Source organism: Thermoclostridium caenicola, assembly GCF_900142095.1.
GTDB lineage: Bacteria > Bacillota > Clostridia > DSM-8532 > DSM-8532 > Thermoclostridium_A > Thermoclostridium_A caenicola.
Map to the genome: position 1 here is coordinate 1 of NZ_FQZP01000100.1, position 1,724 is coordinate 1,724.

General features: G+C 36.1%; 1 protein-coding gene. It reads left to right on the top strand.

Annotated elements, in window-relative coordinates; translation table 11 throughout:
- The first annotated feature begins 140 nt into the window (after positions 1-140).
- The gene (locus F3H12_RS13020; RefSeq protein ID WP_149679742.1) at positions 141-1,439 is read left to right on the top strand and encodes an IS30 family transposase; all 1,299 of its coding nucleotides are present in this window, start codon (positions 141-143) and stop codon (positions 1,437-1,439) included.
- Positions 1,440-1,724: the final 285 nt, after the last annotated feature.

A 1,724-nucleotide genomic window follows, 5' to 3' on the forward strand; every position in this document is an offset into this window, starting at 1 on the left:
CCTCATTTGAAAAAGTAAATTCCACCCCTTGAAGGCAAAGAGCGGAATTTAGTTTTGCAAAAGCATATAAAAAGTATAGTGGAATTAAGTTTTTCAAAAAGTTATTATAACTTTGGGTGGTGCCTCTTGGGGAGGTACTTATGAATAAGAACAAACATTTAACTTTGGAGGAAAGGATAATTATTGAACATAAGTTAAAGGAAAGAGAAACTTTCAAAGGAATTGCTCGTGAACTTGGCAAAGACCCTACTACAATCGCTAAGGAAGTAAAAAATCACATTCAGTTCAGAAAGTCTGGTTGTTACGGAAGAAACTTCAATGACTGCTTATTTCGGAAAGACTGTACCGTATGCCATCTTTGTGGCAATCAAACGTGTAAACGCTATTGTAGTTTTTGCCAGAAATACTATTGCTCAACCCTTTGTTCCTTCTATCAAAAGGAAGTATGTCAAAGACTTTTAAAATCCCCCTATGTTTGCAACGGATGTCAGGACAAAAATTCATGTACTTTGGAAAAAAGAATTTATTCTGCCGCACGTGCGCAAAAAGAATACGAAGATGTACGCTCTGAATCACGTAAAGGTGTACAGCTTACCGAAGAAGAAGCCTCGAGGCTGGACGCACTTATTAGTCCTCTTATCAAGAATGGACAATCCCTTCATCACATATGTGTAAACCACATGGATGAGCTTATGATTAATGAGCGCACTCTTTACAATTATGTCAATGCGGGACTTTTTACAGCGAGAAATATTGATATGCCTCGTGTTGTACGGATGGGGAAACGTAAAAGGGCAAAAAACGAATTTAAAGTAGACAAAAAATGCAGAATAGGCCGTACTTATCAAGATTTTCTTAAATTCATGCAGGAAAATCCCGGCCTTATTGTTGTTGAAATGGACACACTTGAAGGAAAAAAAGGCGGTAAAGTGTTGCTTACCCTACATTTTACAATACCGCAGTTTATGCTTGCATTTATCAGAAACTCTAATACATCTCAGTCTGTTATTGACATTTTCAACTGGCTTTATTTGAAATTGGGTACTAATGATTTCTGCAGACTCTTCCAGGTTCTTCTTGCGGACAATGGCGGTGAATTTTCTAATCCTTCTGCCATTGAATACGATTTACAAGGTAATCGAAGAACATATATTTTTTATTGTGACCCACAAGCTCCTCATCAAAGAGGCGCAGCTGAGAATAATCATTTATTAATCAGACGTATTATCCCTAAAGGTACTTCAATTGACCACCTTACCCAGGAAGATATTAACCTCGTGATGAACCACATTAACTCCTATAGAAGGCCTAATTTAGGCGATAAAACGCCATATGAAGTCTTCGCATCTCTATATGGGGAGGATCTGTTAAGAAAAATGGGCGCAGAACTCATTCCAAGCGATAATATTATACTGCGCCCATCCCTCCTTAAAAAATAAATTTTAAACAAAAAGAGGCACCACCCATTAACTAAAAAATACTTTTGCTAGGGTGGAATTTACTCTTGCAAAAAAGTAAGTTAAATTTCACTCTTAGTACATTATACCCTAAAACAGGTTTAAAAGCTATTATTTTTTTCTATTTGACAGCCATATAATTACATCACTGTTAATATTTAGCGCAAATAAAACTCATCAAAAAACACGAAAAATATAGATTTCTCTTGCTTTGCAAAAACTGTGGAATTTACTTTTGCAAACCGGAATTTACTTTTTCAATTGACC